This window comes from Sorangium sp. So ce375, from assembly GCF_051473855.1.
GTDB lineage: Bacteria > Myxococcota_A > Polyangia > Polyangiales > Polyangiaceae > Sorangium.
In genome coordinates, this window is sequence record NZ_CP150335.1 from 11,667,808 (window position 1) to 11,685,760 (window position 17,953).

The following is a 17,953-nucleotide window of genomic DNA, read 5'->3' on the forward strand; positions in this document are numbered from 1 at the left end:
CCACCCCGGTGATCTCTCAAAGGAGCCACGTCTCATGACCGCGCAGGAAGTGTTCGAGCTCGTCGTCAAGCACACGTGCCAGGTTCTTCCCGAGCTCGAAGGGCGCACGTTCTACCCCACCGACCAGCTGAAGGATCTGGGCGCGAACTCGCTCGATCGCGTGGAGATCGTCATGATGACGATGGAAGCCCTGAGGCTCAAGTTCGACCTCGTCGAGCTGGGACACGTCCAGAACATCGGAGGGCTGGCAGAGGCGTTCCATGCAAAGCTCACAGCCGCCTGAGCTGGTCATCTCGGGGATCGGCGTCACCGCCTCCATCGGGCAAGGCAAGGAGGCGTTTCGCTCCGCCTTGTTCGAGGGGCGGCACTCGTTCCGCGTGATGGAGCGCCCGGGCCGCCAGCGCGGCACGGCGTTCCTCGGGGCGGAGCTGCCGGAGCTGTCCATCCCGCCGTCGATCGCGAAGCGCACGCTGCGGACCGCCTCGCTGACCGGGCAGGCGGCGCTCGTCACCCTCCAGGAAGCCTGGCAGGACGCGGACCTGGCGTCCGTGCCTCCCGAGCGCGTCGGCTTGATCGTCGGTGGCTCCAACGTGCAGCAGCGCGAGCTTGTGCAGACGTACGAGTCGTACCGCGATCAGGCCGAGTACATCCGCCCGAACCACGCGCTGGCCTACATGGACAGCGACGTCTGCGGGCTCTGTACCGAGCAGCTCGGGATCAAGGGGCTCGCCTATACCATCGGCGGGGCCTCGGCCAGCGGGCTCCTGGCCGTCATCCAGGCGATCCACGCCGTCCGGTCCTCGCAGGTGGACGTCTGCGTCGCGCTGGGGGCGCTGGCGGATCTGTCGTGCTTCGAGCTCCAGGCGTTTCGCTCTCTCGGCGCCATGGGCTCGAGCCGGTATGCGGGCGACCCGAGCGGCGCTTGCCGCCCCTTCGACGCCTCGCGGGACGGGTTCATCTACGGTGAGTCCTGCGGCGCCGTGGTGATCGAGCGCGCCGAGTCCGCGAGGCAGCGGGAGCGGGTCAGGCCGTATGCGAGGGCCTCCGGCTGGGCGGTGGCGATGGACGGCAACCGCAACCCCAACCCCTCCTATGAAGGAGAGGTGCGCGTGATCCAGGGGGCCCTGCGCGAGGCCCGCCTCTCGGCGCGGGACATCGACTATGTCAATCCGCACGGCACCGGCTCGATCATCGGAGACGAGACGGAGCTCCGGGTGCTGCACGACTGCGAGCTCTCGCACGCGCCCATCAACGCGACAAAGTCGATCATCGGCCATGGGCTGAGCGCGGCGGGGACGGTCGAGCTCATCGCCGCCTTGCTGCAGATGCAGGCGTCGCGCCTCCACCCGACGCGCAACCTGGACGAGCCGATCGATCCCCGCTTCCGCTGGGTTCGGGGCGAGCCCGTGGCGCACGAGATCGGCCATCTGCTGAAGATGAGCATGGGGTTCGGCGGCATCAACGCGGCCGTGGTCTTGAGTCGGTACAACTCTTGATGAGCTCGGGGTTCCATCCATGACCGTCGGAATTGAGGCAATGAACGTGTTTGGCGGCTCCGCGTTTCTCGACGTGACCGCCCTGGCCCGCCACCGCAAGCTGGACATGCAGCGGTTCGACAACCTGATGATGAAGCAGAAGGCGCTGGCCCTGCCGTACGAGGACGGGGTCTCCTACGGCGTCAACGCCGCCAGGCCCGTCCTCGACGCCTTAGCGCCCGCCGAGCGCGAGCGGATCGAGCTCGTGATCACCTGCACGGAGTCCGGCATCGATTTCGGGAAATCGATGTCCACGTACATCCACCATTACCTCGGCCTCGGCCGCAATTGCCGCCTGTTCGAGATCAAGCAAGCCTGCTATTCGGTGACCGCGGGGCTCCAGATGGCGGCCAGCTTCATCCTCTCCGGCACGTCGCCGGGGGCCAAGGCGCTTGTCATCGGCACGGACATCTCGCGCTTCCTCGCCGCGGAGGGCGGCGACGGCCTGACGGAGGACTGGTCCTACGCGGAGCCCAGCGCGGGGGCGGGCGCCGTGGCGATGCTCGTCAGCGACACCCCGCGCGTGCTCCAGCTCGACGTCGGCGCGAACGGCTATTACGGCTACGAGGTGATGGACACGTGCCGCCCGATCCCGGACAGCGAGGCGGGGGACGCGGACCTGTCGCTGATGTCCTATCTCGACTGCTCCGAGAAGTCGTTCCTGGAGTACAGGAAGCGGGTCAGCGACGTCGACTACCGCGAGACCTTCCAGTACCTGGTGTTCCACACGCCGTTCGGGGGCATGGTCAAGGGCGCGCACCGCGCGATGATGCGCAAGATGGCGAGGGCGGACCCCGCGACGGCGGAGGCCGACTTCCGGCAGCGCGTGATGCCGGGGCTCACCTACTGCCAGCGCGTCGGCAACATCATGGGCGCGACGGTCTACATGGCCCTCGCCAGCACCATCGACAACGCGGTCATCGACTCGCCCAAGCGCATCGGCATCTTCTCGTACGGCTCGGGCTGCTGCTCCGAGTTCTACAGCGGGGTGGTGACGAGAGAGGCCCAGGAGCACCAGCGCCAGTTCCACATCAAGCAGCGGCTCGACGAGCGCTACGAGCTCTCGATGGAAGAGTACGAGTCCATCGTGCGCAGCAGCGGCGTCGTCCGTTTCGGCACCCGCAACGTGAAGCTCGACACCGACATGGTGCCCGGCGTACGGAAGGCGCTCTCGGGCACGAAGGCCCTTGTGCTCCGCGAGATCAACGGGTTCCACCGCGAGTACGAGTGGATCGGATGAGCTACGAGACCGTCCGCGTCCGGTTCGAGGAGTCGATCTGCTTCCTGCAGCTCCACCGCCCGGAGGCCAACAACACGATCAACGATCGCCTCATCGAGGAGTGCCGTCACGTGCTCTCGATCTGCGAGCAGTCGGCGACCGTCGTCGTGCTGGAAGGGCTTCCGGAGGTGTTCTGCATGGGGGCGGACTTCAAGGAGCTGCGGGAGCACCACGCGCGCGGCGGCGTCGCGCAGAGCCCGGAGCCGCTGTACGACCTGTGGCTGCAGCTGGCGACCGGGCCGTACGTCAGCGTCGCGCACGTCCGGGGAAAGGCCAACGCGGGCGGCGTGGGGTTCGTCGCGGCCAGCGACATCGTGATCGCGGACGATACGGCGCAGTTCTCGCTCTCCGAGCTGCTGTTCGGTCTGATGCCGGCCTGCGTGATGCCGTTCCTCGTGCGCCGCACCGGCTTTCAGAAGGCGCACTACATGGCGCTCTCGACAAAGCCGGTGTCGGTGCAGCAAGCGCTGGAGTGGCGGCTCGTCGACGCGCACGCCGCCAACAGCGGCTCGGTGCTGCGCATGCACCTGCTCCGCCTGCGCAACATGTCCAAGGTGGGGATCGCGCGTTACAAGCGTTACATGAACGCGCTGGGCGGGGCGCTCGAGCAGGCCAAGCCGGGTGCGCTGGCGGCCGCCACGGAGGTGTTCTCCGATCCGGGCAACCTCGAAGGGATCTTCAGGTACATGGAGACGGGGCAGTTTCCGTGGCAACGCTGACGACGGGAACCTCGACGAGCGCGCGCGCGAGGGGTCGAGGGGCGAGCGAGCGCGACGACCGAGGACCCAGCGGATCGAACGGACGGCCCTACACGGTGGCTGCGGCGAGCGCCTGTCCGAAGATCCTGGCCACCTCGTCGATCTGGGCGGCCGTGATGACGAGGGGCGGGAGGAAGCGCACGACGCTGCCGTAGCGGCCGCCGAGCTCCACGATCATCCCCCGGCGGAGGCACTCGCGCTGCACGCGCCCGGCGAGGTCGCGGTGGGCAGGGCGCGCCCCGAGCGCGTCGGGCGCGGCCGCGGCGTCCACGAGCTCCACGCCGACCATCAGGCCGCGGCCGCGCACGTCGCCGATGCTCGCGTGCTGCTTGCCGAGCGCGGTGAGCTGCGCCGTGAGCCGCGCGCCGAGCTCCGCGGCCGCCGCGTCGAGGCGCTCGGCGCGCAGCACCGACAGCGTGACCGAGCCCGCGGCCATCGCGAGCTGGTTGCCGCGGAACGTGCCGGCGTGGGCGCCCGGACGCCAGGTGTCGAAGCGCTCGTGATACACAACCACCGAGAGCGGCAGTCCGCCGCCGAGCGCCTTCGACAGGACCAGCACGTCCGGCTCGATGCCGGCGTGCTCGAACGCGAACATGCGCCCGGTGCGGCCGAAGCCCGTCTGCACCTCGTCGAGGATCAGCGGGATATCGTGGCGCGTCGCGAGCTCCCGCAGCCCCTTCAGCCAGGCGACCGGCGCCGGGATCATGCCCCCCTCGCCCTGCACCACCTCGACGATGATGGCGGCGGGTTTGGGCACGCCGCTCTCCGGGTCGGACAGCACGTTGCCGATGTACGCGAGCGAGGCCGCGATGCCGGCGTCGCCGCCGATCCCGAACGGGCAGCGGTACTCGTACGGATACGGCAGGAACTGCACGCCGTTCAGGCTGGTGCCGAGCGCCACCTTGGGGCCGAGGTTGCCCATCAGGGTGAGCGCGCCCTGCGTCATGCCGTGGTACGCGCCCTGAAACGCCAGCACCGTGCCGCGCCCGGTCGCGGTCTTGACCAGCTTCAGCGCGGCTTCCACGGCGTCCGCCCCGGTGGGGCCGCAGAACTGGATGCGCGCATGGCGGGCGAAGGTCGCCGGCAGCACGCCGAGCACGTCCTGCGTGAAGCGATCCTTGACCGGTGTGGTGATGTCGAGCGTGTGGAGCGGTAGACCGGAGTGCAGCATCCGCACCAGGACGTCGGTGACCGCAGGGTGGTTGTGCCCGAGCGCGAGCGTGCCGGCCCCGGCCAGACAATCGAGGAACACGCGCCCTTCGACGTCCTCCACATACACGCCCTGCGCGCGAGAGAGCGCCAGCGGCAGCCGCCGCGGGTACGAGCGGGCGTTCGACTCGCGCTGCCGCTGACGCTCGAGCAACGGGTGATCCCCGAGCTCGTACAGCGCTCGACGCCGGTGGCGCTCGCCGAGCTCCGCGGCGAGGCCCGCGTGGAGGGGCGATCTGGAGGCCGCCGGCACCTGATCCGACAGAGGCAAAGTGGAAGCTGCGGACAGATTCATGGGGTACTCCCTAGCGGAGAAGCGTTGTTCGACTCCGCGCGCTCCCGGGCGCGCTCTGCGGTGTCCAGCACCTCCAGGGCCTCGCGGACGCGCGCGTGCACATCGGCTCCCTGCACCACGGCGAGGTGATCGCCGGAGACCATCGCCGTGCGCACCGCTCCAGCCGTGTAGTGCTGCCAGTCCACGGGCGGGCCGCCGTGGCGCTCGATCGTCTCGTTGCTCCACCACACGTGGATGGGCGCGCCGAGGCTCCGCGGCGGCAGATCGTTCAGGAACAGCGCCGCGTCGCGGAGCAGCGCGTACCGGGGGTGGAAGGCGGCGGGCGGGACGTCGGCCGGCAAGAAGCCGTGGGCCTGCGCCCACCGCACAGCCTCGTTCACCCGGTCGATCTCGCCGAGGCCCCGCAGCCGCTCACGCAAGCCGTCGAGCTCCGCCGGCGAGAGCGCGAGCAGCGCCGCCCTGCGGTCCGACGAGACGTACTCCGCGAGCTCCTCCACCGCGTCCGGCTCGCCCGTCGCCGCGTAGACGCGCGTTCGCGGCTGCGTGTCCAGGATGCCGAGGAAGGCGACCGGCTCGCCCTGCTCCTCCAGCGCCCGAGCGATCGCGAGCGCCAGCACGCCGCCCAGAGACCACCCGAGGAGCCGATAGGGCCCGCGCGCCTGCCGCTCCCGGATCTCGCGCGCCAGGTGCTCGGCGATCCGTCGGATCGACACGGCGCCGGCCTCGCGCGCGAGCGCCGGGCCCAGATCGAGCCCGAGCGCGGGCCGGCCCTCGCCGAGGGCGTCGGCGAGGCCCTGGTACGCGGCGACATGGTGGCCCGTGGGATCCACGCAGAAGAGCGGAGGGCGCGAGCCGCCCGCGCGGAGCTCGACGACGCTCGACGCCGGGCGCCCGGCGTCGAGGAGGCGGGCCAGCCCCGCCACCGTCGGCGCCTCGAAGATGGCCATCAACGACAGCGATCCGCCGAACGCCTGCTGGATCCGGTGCATCAGCGGGATCGCCATCAGCGAGTGCCCGCCGAGGTCGAAGAAGTCGTCCTCCACGCCGACCTGCGGGCGCCCGAGGACGTCGGCCCAGATCGCCGCGAGCGTCTCCTCGACCGGCGTCCGCGGCGCGACGTACTCGCGCCGCCGGCGCGCGGCAGGGCTGGGCAGCGCCTTGCGATCCACCTTGCCGTTCGCGGTCAGCGGCAGCGCGTGCAGCAGCACGAAGGCGCTCGGGTGCATGTACTCGGGGAGCCGGTCCTTGAGGAACGCGCGCAGCGCGGCCTCGTCGAGCGCTCCCTCCCGGGGGACGACGTACGCGACGATCGTCGGTCCGACTGCGCCGTCCTGGCGTGCGGCGATGACGACCGCCTGCCCGACGGCGGGGTGCTCCCGGACCCGCGCCTCGATCTCCCCGAGCTCCACGCGGAAGCCGCGGATCTTCACCTGGTGATCGCGCCGGCCCATGAACTCGATGGCGCCGTCGGGCCGGTACCGCGCCCGATCGCCCGTCCGGTAGAGGCGCGCGCCCACGCCGAACGGGTGCGGCACGAACCGCTCCGCGGTCAGATCCGGCTGCCCGAGGTAGCCGCGCGAGAGGCCGGCGCCGCCCAGGTACAGCTCGCCCACCGTGCCGGCAGGCGCCGGCTCCAGGCGCTCGTCGAGCACGTACGCCTCCGCGCTGGCGAGCGGGCGGCCGATCGGCACCGAGGCGCACCCGCGCCGGTCGCGCAGCGCGCGCAGCGGCAAGACCAGCGCGCCCACCGTCGTCTCAGTCGGCCCGTAGTGGTTCGCCACCGCGCAGCCGCTCGAGAGCGCCGCGATCCGCTCGACGAGCGCGAGCGGCAGCGCCTCTCCGCCGAGCACCAGGAGCCGCCGCGGCAGCACCGCCGATCCCTCGCCCGTGTCGAGCAGCGCGCTCAGGTGCGAGGGCACGATCTTCAGCACGTCGATCGGCCAGCGCCGGTAGTACTCCGAGAAGAGCCGGCCGTCGGTCGCCGTCTCGTAGCCGATCACGTGGAGGCACCCGCCCGAGGCGAGCGCGCCGAAGATGCTCGTGTTGCCGAGATCGGCGCTCAACGTCGAGACGGTCGCGAAGTGCAGCCCGGCCTCGATGATGCCGAGCGCCTCGCACACAGAACGGGTGTAGCTGGCGATGCCCCGGTGCGTCACGCCTACGCCCTTGGGCTCGCCGGTCGAGCCCGACGTGAAGACGACGGACGCGAGATCGTCGAGCAGCACCGGCGCGGCCGGGTCGCCTTCGGGCGCGCCGTCGAGCAGCGCCGCGTCGTCCAGGGAGAGGACGGCGCACTCGGTGTCCGACAGGTCCGGCAGCCGGGCGCGGACGGGCGCGTTCGTGAGCAGGACGGAGAAGCCCGCGCGCCGGATCTGCTGGGCGAGCCGCTGCACGGGGGCGTGCGGGTCGAGCGGCACGTAGGCGCCGCCGGCCTTCAGGACGCCGAGGAGGCCCGCGATCATGTCCACGGATCGCTCGCCGCAGAGGCCGACCGGGCTGCCGCCGCCGACGCCGCGCCGGCGGAGGTGGTGGGCGAGCCGGTTGGCCAGCCGGTTCAGCTCGCCGTAGGTCAGCCGCCGGTCGCCCGCGACGACGGCCAGCGCGTCGGGCTGCCGCGCCGCGTGCTCCTCGAACGCCTCGTGCAGGCACCGCGCGGGCGCGGCGTCGTGCGCCGCCCCCCGGCCCTCGGAGAGCCGCCGCGCCCGCTCCGCGGGGCCGAGCAGGCCGAGGCGCGAGGCGGGCTCCGACCAGGCCTGGGCCGCGCTGCCGAGCAGCGCCCGGTACTGCTCGGCCATTCCCACCGCGGCCTCCGCCCCGCAGCGGCGCGCGTCGTGCCAGAGCGAGACGCGCACGCGGCCCCGCCCGCGCTGCGCCGAGAGCGCCAGCTTGAGGCCGCCCGCGCCCGTGCACTGGCGCTCGACGTGCCATGCGAGGCCGCCCGCGACCCTGGGCTCGGGGAGCGAGGAGAACTCGAAGCCGACGGTGCTCCCGGGCCCCGCGCCGTCCGCGGGCAGATCGGGGTTCCAGTGCTCCTCTTCCTCTGTCGCCTCCTCGACGCCGGCGTGCGCCCGGCGCACAAGCTCGGCGAACCGCTGCGCGTCGTCCGCGCGGCACGGCACCGGGAGCCACTTGGCCACAGGGCCCATGACCTCCTGGACGTCCTCGAGCCTCCGCACGGCCGAGGCCACGGCGACGACGAGCTCCCGCGCGCCGGTGAGGCGCGCGAGGTGAACCTGGAAGGCCGCGAGCAGCACCGACGAGAGCGAGGCCCCCTCGCCGCGGGCCAGCGCCTCGAGCCGGCCGAGCAGCGCCGCGTCGACCTCGATGTCGACCACCTCGCCGGAGGCGCCGCCCTCCTCGGCGGCGCCCTCGAACGGGAGGACGACGGGCACCCCCGCGGGGGCCGGCGCGCTCTCCGCCGCGTCGACGAGCTCGTTCTGCCACTCGGCGAACTGTGCGTACTGCACGGGCTCCTCCCCGTCCTCCCGCCGATCGCCGGCGTAGGCATCGGCCAGCTCGCGGAACAGGAGGTCCAGCGTCCACGCGTCGGCAGAGAGCGCAGGCGCCGCGACGAGCAGGTCGTGCAGCCGGTCGGCGCGGCGCACCAGCCACACGTGGAGCAGCGGCCCGCGCTCCAGGTCGACCTCGAGCCGCGCGGCCTCGCGCCAGAGCGCCTCGACGTGCGCCTGCTGCTCGCCGGCCGCGCGGCCGCCCAGATCGACCCGGTGCCACGCGGGCGCCGCACCGCTGACGGCCTGCAGCGGGAACTTGAGGCGCGGATCCCGGCGGAACGTCGTCCTCAGGATCTCGTGGCGCGCGACGACCCGGTCGAGCGCGCCCGCGAGCCGCGCGGGATCGAGGTCTCCCTCCAGCCGGATCGACGCGCGCGTGAACACCGTGGTTCCGCTCCGGTGGAGCGCCCACAGGCGTCGCTGCTGCGGCGACAGGCGCACGCCCTGCACGCTCGGCCCGAGCTCGGTTGTCTGCATCGTCATGACGCCACCGCGCCATCCGACGCCCGCGCCGCCCGCTCGGCCGTCATCATCTCGCCCATGGCCACCACGATCTTCCGCGGGCCCGAGAACGGATCGCGGCCGTGGGCCACGAGCATGTTGTCGAGCAGGATGATGTCGCCCTCCTGCCACGGGAACCGCACGGCGCAGCGCTCGTAGGCCTCGCCGAGCGCGCGCGTCGTCTCGACCTCGATCGGCGCGCCGTCGCCGTAGGTCACGTTGCGGGGCAGCCACTGCTCGCCGACCATGGCCAGGAGCGACTCGCGCACCGGCGCCTCCAGGTACGCCGGGTGGTGCAGCTGGATCTGGTTGAAGAACACCTGCTCCCCCGTCTTCGGGTGCGAGAGCACGGCCGGCCCGCGCTGGCTGATCCGCAGCCGATCGCCCGCGAGCCACTCGCACCGCATGCCGCCCGCGCGGCAGCGCTCCTCCACGACGGCGCGATCCGTGGTGTGGAAGAAGTCCTGCCAGCTCACGTCGAAGCCTGGCGTGAAGTTCCGCACGTAGAGCAGCCCCGACCGCCGGAAGCGCTCGCGGACGTCGGGCGCGAGCGCCTCGTGGAGCCGCCGGCAGTCGACGATCGGCGTCGCGCCGCCCTCCGGCGCGGCCTGCACGCAGAAGAACCACTGCTTGAGCGGCCAGCGCGGCAGGTGCGAGCTCTCGTTGTGGAACAGGATGGCCTTGTCGGCGGGGTAGGGCGTCGAGCTGTAGATGTGCTGCCCGGTCTTCTCCCGCGGAAGATCGCCGTACTCGCCGAACAGCTCGCCGCAGATGGCCTGCGCGACCTGCTCGAACTCCGGCGCCGACCGGATCGGGAAGCCGCGGAACAGCAAGGCCCCGTGCCGGAGCAGCTGCGCCTCGACGAACGCCCGCTCCTCGCGGGCCCAGGCCGCGAGCTCCACGTCGGCCACCGCCGGCTTCACGACGAGCGGCAGCGGGCCGTCCCCGAGCGTGCTCGTCGCGACAAGCGCGCTCGGACCCACGTCCACCTTGCGGGGGGTGATGCGCTTGAGGCTCCGGAGCCGGCCCTCGTCGCGCGCGCGTCCTTCCATGATGCGTTCCTTCCTCTCCGCTGCCGCGAGCGCCGTCACGCGGCGGTCGGGGTCGTCCACGATGGCCCGCAGCACGGCCATGAAGTGGGCCGCCATCGCCTCGATCGTGGGCGGCTCGAACAGATCGGCGCGGTACTTCCACGCGCACGTGAGCCCCTCGTCGGTCTCCTCGACGAACACGCCGAGGTCGAACCGCGACACCTCCCGGTCGAGCTCCACGGCGCTGAAGCGGACGCCGGGCAGCGAGATCTCGGACGCCGGCACGTTCTGCAGCACGAACAGCGTCTGCACGAGCGGGTGGCGGCCGGGCTCGCGGGCGGGGCGCAGGGCGTCGACGACCTGCTCGAACGGCAGATCCTGGTGCGCGTACGCGTCGAGCGTGACCTCGCGGACCCGCTGAAGGAGCTCCCGGAACGTGGGCAGGCCGCCGAGATCCGTGCGCAGGACGAGCAGGTTCACGAAGAACCCGATCAGCCCCTCGATCTCGGCGCGGTTGCGGCCCGCGACGTCGGTGCCGACGAGGAGATCGCTCTGGCCCGTGCGCCCGAGCAGCACGACCTTGAACGCCGCGAGCAGCGTCATGAAGAGCGTGGCGCCCTCGCGCCGGCCGAGCGCGCGCAGCGCCTCGGAGAGCGCGCGGTCCACCGCGATCGTGTGGCGCGCGCCGCGGTAGCTCGGCGCGGCGGGCCTCGGGTGATCCGGGCGCAGATCGAGCGGCGGCGGGTGCCCGGAGAGCCGCTCGCGCCAGGCGCCGAGCAGCGCCTCGCGGGTCGCGCCCTGCATCCACCGCCGCTGCCAGACCGCGAAGTCCGCGTACTGGACCGGCAGCGGCTTCAGCGCCGGCGGCCGCGCGGCCCTCGCGGCCGCGTACAGCTCGGCCAGCTCCGCGACCAGCACGTTCATCGTCCAGCCGTCCGCCACGATGTGGTGCACGACGACGACCAGCACGAGCTCGTCGTCGCGGAGCTTGATCGCGGTCACCCGCAGGAGCGGCCCGCGAGCGAGATCGAACGGCCGCTCGGCGCGCTCCGCGGCCAGGCGCTGGACCTGCGCGCCGCGCTCCGCGGCGGGCGCCGTCGACAGGTCCACGACCTCGAACGCCGGCGCGGCCTCGGCGGCGATCACCTGCACCGGCTCGCCGGAGGCCACGCCGAACGTGGTCCGCAGCGACTCGTGGCGCTGGACGAGCGCGGCAAGGCTCTCCCGGAGCAGCGCGACGTCGAGCGCTCCCTCGACGCGCACGGCCGCGGTCATGTTGTACCCGGCGCTGTCGGGCTCGAGCTGGGCCAGGAACCACAGGCGCTGCTGCGCGAACGAGAGCGGCAGCTCGCCGTCCCTCGGCTGCCTTGTGATCGGCGGCAGCGCCGCGCCGCGCTGTCGCTTGGCGGCGTCGTCCACGGCGCCGGCGAGCCGCGCCACGGTCGGGTGATCGAACATCGACCGGAGCGGCAGCTCCACCTGGAACGAGCCGCGGATGCGGGAGATCGCGCGGGTGGCCAGGAGCGAGTGCCCTCCGAGCTCGAAGAAGCTCTCGTGGACGCCGACGGCCTCGAGGCCGAGCACCTCGGCCCAGATCGCCGCGACGATCTCCTCCGTCGCGGTGCGGGGCCGCGCGCGCTGCTCGCGCGCGACGAGCCCCGGCGCGGGCAGGGCCTTCCGGTTCACCTTGCCGTTCGGGGTCAGCGGCAGCTCGTCGAGCCACACGTAGGCCGCGGGCACCATGTAGTCGGGCAGCCGCTCCTTCAGCCACGCGCGCAGCCCATCCGCGGTGAGCGCCGCGCTCCGCTCCGGGATGACGTACGCGGCGAGGCGCGGCGTCCCCGCGTCCTCGCGGGCCACGACCACGGCGTCGCGCACGTCCGGGCAGGTCCGCAGCTGCGCTTCGATCTCGCCGAGCTCGATCCGGAAGCCGCGGATCTTGATCTGGTGGTCGCGCCGCCCGAGGAACTCGAGGGTGCCGTCGCGCCGGAACCGCGCCAGGTCGCCGGTCCTGTACAGGCGGCGGCCCGGCTCCTCGCTGAACGGATCCGGGATGAAGCGATCGGCCGTCAGATCGGGGTGATCGAGGTACCCCCGCGCGAGGCCCGCGCCTCCGATGCAGAGCTCGCCGGCCACGCCGAGGGGCGCCGGGTAGAGCTGCCGATCGAGCACGTGGAGCTCGGTGTTGGCGATCGGGGTCCCCAGCGGGATCGGCCCGTCGCCCGCGGTCACGCGGTGGATGCTCGACCAGACGGTGGTCTCCGTCGGCCCGTAGAGGTTCCAGGGAGCCACGCCCGCCTCGAGGAACCGGCGCGCCAGCTCCCGCGGGAAGGCCTCGCCGCCGCACAGCACGGTCAGGCCGGCGAGCCGGGGCCGGCCGTTCTCCAGCAGCACCTTCCAGCCCGTCGGCGTCGCCTGCACAAGCGTCGCGCCGGACGCGCGGAGCAGCGCCGTCAGGCGCTCGCCGTCCGCCGCGTCCTCGCGGCGGGCGAGCTCCACCCGCCCGCCCGTGAGCAGCGGCAGGAACAGCTCCAGCACCGCGATATCGAAGGAGATGGACGTTGTCGCGAGCACCGCGACGTCCCGCGGGGGCGAGAGGTGCTCCTGCATCGACAGGAGGAAGTTCGTCACGCCCCCGTGGCGGACCATGACGCCCTTGGGCCGGCCCGTGGATCCGGACGTGTAGATGACGTAGGCGAGGCTCTCCTCGCTGAAGAGCGGCGCCGGAGCCCAATCGGGCTCACCGGCGATCGAGGGCCAGTCCCGATCGAGGCAGAGCGCGCGCGCGCCGGTGTCGGGCAAGGCGTGGAGCAGGCTCTCCTGCGTGAGGAGCAGCGGCAGCCGCGAGTCCTCCAGCATGGCGCGGAGCCGCTCGCGCGGATAAGCGGGATCCAGCGGGACGTAGGCGCCGCCCGACTTCAGGATGCCCAGCAGGCCCACCATCATCTCCAGCGAGCGCTCGACGCAGAGCCCCACCAGCGTCTCCGAGCCGACGCCGCGCCGCCGCAGGGCGTGCGCGAGGCGGTTGGCGCGGGCGTTCAGCTCTCCGTAGGTCAGGCGCTCTCGCCCGCACGTCACCGCGACGGCGTCGGGCGTCCGCGCCGCCTGCGCCGCGAGCATCTCCGGCAGGCAGGGATGCGATCGGTAGTCCCGCCGGGTCGAGCGCCGCTCCGCGGCGAGCCGATCCATCTGCGGATCGCCGAGGGGCGCGAGCCCACCGAGCCGCGCCTCGGGCTGGCCCGCCATGCGCTCGAGCAGCGCGCACATCGCGGCCGCCATGCGGGCGACGGTGCCCTCGTCGAGGCGCTGCGCGTCGAACGAGAGCGTCAGCGCGAGCTCGTTGCCGGGGACGACGTAGACCGTGAGCGGGTAGTTCGTCCAGGCCTCCGCCGTGCTCACCTCGATCCCGAGGGCCCGCCGGTGCTCGTCGACGGCCTGGTCCACGGGGTAGTTCTGGAACACGAGGAGCGAGTCGAAGAGCGGCGTGCCCCGCTCCACCTCGCTCCATCGCTGCACCTGCACCAGCGGGCTGTACTCGTACTGCCGCAGCTCCAGGTTGAGCGCCTGGATCTGCTGCAGCCAGTCCGCGAGCCGCGAGGCCGGGGGGACGCGCAGTCGCAGGGGGAGCGAGTTGATGAACGCGCCCATGATGGAGCCGGCCTCCGGCAGATCGGCGGGGCGGCCGGCCACGGTGATGCCGAAGAGCACGTCCGGCTCGCCGCTGTAGCGGGCGAGGAGCAGCGCCCACGCGGCCTGCACGACGGTGTTGAGCGTGACGCCCTGCGCCCGCGCGAACCCCTGGAGCGCGCTCGTCGCGTCCGGCGAGAGCAGCGCCCGGTGCTCGCGGAAGCCGGCGTGGCCCTGCGGCTGCGGGGCCTCGGCGAGCTCCGGCAGCCGGGTCGGCGCCGTCAGCCCCTTCAGGTGAGCTCGGAAGAAGGCCTCGGCGGCCGCCATGTCCTGCCGCTCGAGCCACGCGATGTAGCTCCGGTAGGGGGGCGCCGCTTCGCGCTCGCCGAGCGCGCCGCGCCGCGCCTCCTCGTAGAGCGTCAGCCACTCCTTGAGGACGAGCCCCTGACACCAGCCGTCGAGCAGCGCGTGGTGAACGCTCCAGACGACCTTGTCGACGTGCCCCGGGAGGCGCATCACCGCAACGCGCATGAGCGGCGGCTCCTCGAACCGGAAGCCCCGGTGGCGATCGTCGCGGAGGTAGCGATCGAGCGCCGCCGCCTGCTCGGCGCTCGAGAGCTCCCGCCAGTCGAGGACCTCGAGCGGCAGGCGCGCGGCCCGCCGCACGATCTGGTGGGGCTCCGCGACGGCGGTGAGGAAGCCCGTCCGCAAGATCGCGTGGCGCGCGCTGAGAACCTCGAAGGTCCGCGCGAACGCCTCGACGTCCAGGCCCCGCGCGAACGTGCAGACGATCTGGTTGAAATACGGGCTCGCCTCCGGCGTCAGGAGCGAGTGGAAGAGCATGCCCTGCTGCACCGGGGACGCGGGGAGCACGTCCTCGATGCCGTCCTCGGCCTGAAGCAGGGCGTCGAGCTGCGCCCGCTCCAGCCGGGCGAGCTGGAAAGGCTCGATCGCGGGCGGCGCCGGCGGGGCCGGCGGCTCCGGCGCGGCCGGCGCGCCGGCCAGATCGCTCGCGAGCGCGGCGATCGTCCGGCGCTCGAAGATCTGCTTGGGCGAGAGGCGCAGCCCTTCCCGGTTGGCGCGGGCGATGATCTGCAGGCTCATGATGGAGTCGCCGCCCATCGCGAAGAAGTCGTCGTGCACGCCCACCGGCCCGCGGCGCAGGACCTCGGCCCAGATCCGGGCGAGCGTCGCCTCCACGTCGTTGCGCGGCGCGACGTGCTCGTCGCCGCGCGGCGCTCGGGCCGCGTCGGGCTCCGGCAGCGCCGCGCGGTCGATCTTGCCGTTCGCGGTCAGCGGCAGCGCGGGCAGCGGCACGATCGCGCTGGGCACCATGTAGTCCGGCAAGCGCTGCGCGAGCCGCGCGAGGAGCGCGGCAGCGTCGACGGCCGCCGCCTCCCGGCCCACCACGTAGCCCACGAGGCGCTTCGTCCCCCCGTGATCCCGCGCCACGACGACGGCCTGCTGCACCTCGGGTTGCTCGCGCAGGAGGGCCTCGATCTCGCCCAGCTCGACGCGGTGGCCGCGCAGCTTGATCTGGTGATCCGTTCGCCCGAGGAACTCGATCGCGCCGTCCGCCCGCAGGCGCGCCCGATCCCCCGTGCGGTACAGCCGACCTCCCGGGACACCTCCGAACGGATCCGGGACGAACCGCTCCGCTGTCAGCTCGGGGCGCGCGTGGTAGCCCCGCGTCACGCCGGCTCCGCCGAGGTAGAGCTCCCCGGGCACGCCCACCGGCACCGGCTCAATATTTACACCCAGGACATACGCCTGGGTGTTGGGGAGCGGCCGACCGATGGGCACGGTCGCTCCTGCGCGGCCGTCCGCCGGGTCGACCTGCCATGTGAGCGAGCCAACGGTCGTCTCGGTGGGGCCGTAGTGGTTCACCACGGCGCAGCCCGGCGCGAGCGACCGGATCCGCTCGATGAGCTCCCAGCTCGAGGCTTCCCCGCCCAGCACGAGGCAGCGCCGCGGGAGCACCCGCGCGGGCTGCGCCGCTTCGAGGAGCGCGGCGAGGTGGCTGGGGACGATCTTGAGCGCGTCGACCCCGTGGCGGCTCATGTGCTCGGCGGTCGCGTCGGGATCGAAGATCTGCGCCTCGGACAGGACGTGCAGGGTGCGGCCAGAGCAGAGCGCGCCGAAGAGCGACGTGTGCCCGAGATCCGCGGCCACGGTCGAGACGAGCGCCATGCCGCCGCCCTCGGCGAGGGGCAGCCGCGCGAGCACGCCGCGCACGTAGCTCACGAGGTGGCGGTGCTCGACGGCCACGCCCTTCGGCCGCCCGGTCGAGCCCGAGGTGTAGATGAGGTAGGCGATGTTCTCGGGCCGGGCCGTCCTGTCGAGCGGCGCGTCGGGCTCGGCCGCGAGGGCGCCCGCGTCGCGATCGAGGAAGAGCAGCGCGGGCCCCGGCCCGTCGAACGCGCCGGCCCATCGCTCCTGCGTGACCACGACGCGCGCGCCGCCGTCCTCGACCACCGCGCGGAGCCGCTCGCGCGGGAACTTCGGGTCGACGGGCACGTACGCGGCGCCGGCCTTGAGCACGCCGAGCAGCGCGAGGACCATCTCCGCCGATCGCTCGATGCACAGGACGACCCGGCTCTCGGGCCCCACGCCGAGCGCCCGCAGCCTCCGCGCCAGCTGGTTCGCCTTCCGGTCGAGCTCCCCGTACGTCAGCGCCGTCTCCTCGCAGACGACCGCGAGCGCGCCGGGCTGCGCGGCGGCGTGCGCCTCGAACAGCTCGTGGACGCAGGCCGCCGGCGGGGAGGCCGTGGCCGTCGCGTTCAGGTCGGTGAGCAGGCGGCGCCGCTCGGCGGGGCCCACGAGGGGCAGCTCGGCCAGGCGGGCGCGCGGCCGCGCCGCCATCGCCTCGAGCAGCGCGCGGCACTGGCCGAGCAGGCTGGCCGCGGCCTCGTGCGTGAGGCGGCGGCGCTCGTACGAGAGGATGAGCCCGAGCTCGCGCGACGGCTCGACGATGAGCGACGCGGGGTAGTTGTTGCGCCCCGTGGTGAGCAGGGCGTCGCCGACGCGCCCGCCGCCGGGCCGGGGCAGGGGATGGACGCGCACGTCGCGCGCGTTGCCCGCGCCGGCCACGTCGGGCACCTCCTCCTCGGGGTAGCTGTCGAACACCACGAGGGTGTCGAAGAGCGCCCGCCCGCCCGGCACGTCGCTCCAGCGCTGGACGTTGGAGAGAGGGGTCCACTCGTGCTGGCGCAGCTCGCTGTTCTGGTCTTGCAGCCGCGAGAGCCAGGCGGCGAGCGGCTCGTGCTCGTCCACGCGGACCCGCACCGGCAGGGTGTTGATCAGCATGCCGACGATGGCCTCCGCGCCGGGGAGCTCCGGGGGACGGCCCGAGACCGTGGCGCCGAAGACCACGTCGGGCTCCCCGCTGTGCCGGGAGAGCAGGAGGGCCCACGCGCCCTGCACGAGGGTGTTCAGCGTGATGCGCAGGCGGCGCGCGCAGGCCGCGAGCGCCTCCGTCTCGGCCCGCGAGAAGCGCAGCGCCTGCTCGGCGCAGGGGAACGCGTCGCCGCCCGCCGCGGCCGCCGCCGGGCCGGCCTCCATCGGGAGCGGCGTCGGCGCCCGGAACCCGGCCAGCGCGCCGCGAAAGAACCGCTCGGCCGCGCCTTCGTCCTGCGCCTGCACCCACGTCAGGTAGTCCCGGTACGGGCGCGCCCGCGGCAGCTCGGGCACGGTGCCCCGCGCGAGCGCGCGATACACGAGCAGCGCCTCTCTCAGCAGGAGGGCGAAGCTCCACCCGTCCAGCAAGAGGTGGTGATGGCTGTTGATGAAATAAAAGGCATCTTCCTCGGCCTGGACCACCGTGAGCCGCATGAGGGGGGCTCTCAGCAGGTCGAAGCCGGCGCGCCGGTCCGCGTCCATGAGCGCGGCGAGGGCCTCTTCGCGCTCGCCGGCAGAGAGCCCGCGGAGATCGTGGCGCGCCACCGGGATCGTCACCCGCGGGCGGACGACCTGCACGGGCCTCGAGACGCCCTCCCAGACGAACGCGGTGCGCAGGATGGGGTGCCGCTCCGCGAGCGCCTGCCAGGCCCGCTCGAAGGCGTCGAGATCGAGGCGCCCCTCCAGCAGGAAGGCCGTCTGGACGAAGTACGGGTCGGCGGACCTGTCCGAGACCGCGTGAAAGAGCAACCCCTGCTGGAGCGGGGAGAGGTAGTGAATCGACTCAACGTCTTTCTTCTTGTTCGTCAT

The 17,953-nt window shown here is 73.0% G+C and carries 7 protein-coding genes; 4 read left to right on the top strand and 3 right to left on the bottom strand.

The window, feature by feature from the left end:
- Positions 1-34: 34 nt before the first annotated feature.
- The 4 genes from WME90_RS43460 to WME90_RS43475 are packed head-to-tail and all read left to right on the top strand — an operon-like array spanning position 35 to position 3,533.
- Positions 35-283, top strand: a complete 249-nt coding sequence (locus WME90_RS43460; RefSeq protein WP_437277980.1) for an acyl carrier protein — start codon at positions 35-37, stop codon at positions 281-283.
- A complete protein-coding gene (locus tag WME90_RS43465) occupies positions 261-1,496 on the top strand; it encodes a beta-ketoacyl synthase N-terminal-like domain-containing protein (protein ID WP_437277981.1) in 1,236 nt (411 codons plus the stop codon). The genes WME90_RS43460 and WME90_RS43465 overlap by 23 nt, the downstream gene beginning before the upstream one ends.
- 19 nt (positions 1,497-1,515) lie before the next feature.
- On the top strand, positions 1,516-2,775 hold the full coding sequence (locus WME90_RS43470) for a hydroxymethylglutaryl-CoA synthase family protein (protein WP_437277982.1): 1,260 nt from the start codon (positions 1,516-1,518) through the stop codon (positions 2,773-2,775).
- Positions 2,772-3,533, top strand: a complete 762-nt coding sequence (locus tag WME90_RS43475; protein ID WP_437277983.1) for an enoyl-CoA hydratase/isomerase — start codon at positions 2,772-2,774, stop codon at positions 3,531-3,533. Before WME90_RS43470 ends, WME90_RS43475 begins: the two co-directional genes overlap by 4 nt.
- Positions 3,534-3,621: 88 nt before the next feature.
- Here the strand turns inward: WME90_RS43475 and WME90_RS43480 are convergent, their stop codons facing one another.
- The 3 genes from WME90_RS43480 to WME90_RS43490 are packed head-to-tail and all read right to left on the bottom strand — an operon-like array spanning position 3,622 to position 17,953.
- The gene (locus tag WME90_RS43480) at positions 3,622-5,076 is read right to left on the bottom strand and encodes a diaminobutyrate--2-oxoglutarate transaminase (protein ID WP_437277984.1); all 1,455 of its coding nucleotides are present in this window, start codon (positions 5,074-5,076) and stop codon (positions 3,622-3,624) included.
- The gene (locus WME90_RS43485) at positions 5,073-9,071 is read right to left on the bottom strand and encodes a non-ribosomal peptide synthetase (protein ID WP_437277985.1); all 3,999 of its coding nucleotides are present in this window, start codon (positions 9,069-9,071) and stop codon (positions 5,073-5,075) included. Before WME90_RS43485 ends, WME90_RS43480 begins: the two co-directional genes overlap by 4 nt.
- Entirely contained in the window at positions 9,068-17,953 is an 8,886-nt protein-coding gene (locus tag WME90_RS43490; protein ID WP_437277986.1) for an amino acid adenylation domain-containing protein, read from the bottom strand. The genes WME90_RS43485 and WME90_RS43490 overlap by 4 nt, the downstream gene beginning before the upstream one ends.